Source organism: Cohnella baijiui (assembly GCF_020731285.1).
GTDB lineage: Bacteria > Bacillota > Bacilli > Paenibacillales > Paenibacillaceae > Cohnella.
Genome location: NZ_JAJFOW010000101.1, coordinates 1 through 553, shown reverse-complemented (window position 1 = coordinate 553; position 553 = coordinate 1). Strand labels below are relative to the sequence as shown.

Annotated in this window: 1 rRNA gene; it reads right to left on the bottom strand. The window is 54.8% G+C overall.

Annotated elements, in window-relative coordinates:
* Positions 1 to 553: ribosomal RNA gene (locus LKX83_RS31810) — 23S ribosomal RNA — on the bottom strand; the annotation flags it as partial.

Below are 553 nucleotides of genomic sequence, written 5' to 3'. Positions count from 1 at the left end.
GGGACCTTAGCTGATGATCTGGGCTCTTTCCCTCTTGACGACGGATCTTAGCACTCGCCGTCTGACTCCCGAGTATACATCGGTGGCATTCGGAGTTTGACTGGACTTGGTAACCCTTGGCGGGCCCCGCACCCAATCAGTGCTCTACCTCCACGATGCTAAACCTCGAGGCTAGCCCTAAAGCTATTTCGGGGAGAACCAGCTATCTCCGAGTTCGATTGGAATTTCTCCCCTACCCCCACGTCATCCCCAAGCTTTTCAACGCTTGTGAGTTCGGGCCTCCAGTGAGTGTTACCTCACCTTCACCCTGCACAGGGGTAGATCACACGGTTTCGGGTCTACGCCTACGTACTGAATCGCCCTATTCAGACTCGCTTTCGCTGCGGCTCCGTCTCTCCGACTTAACCTCGCACGTAAACGTAACTCGCCGGTTCATTCTACAAAAGGCACGCCATCACCCCTAGATCGGGCTCTGACTTCTTGTAAGCGCACGGTTTCAGGTTCTTTTTCACTCCGCTTCCGCGGTGCTTTTCACCTTTCCCTCACGGTACTG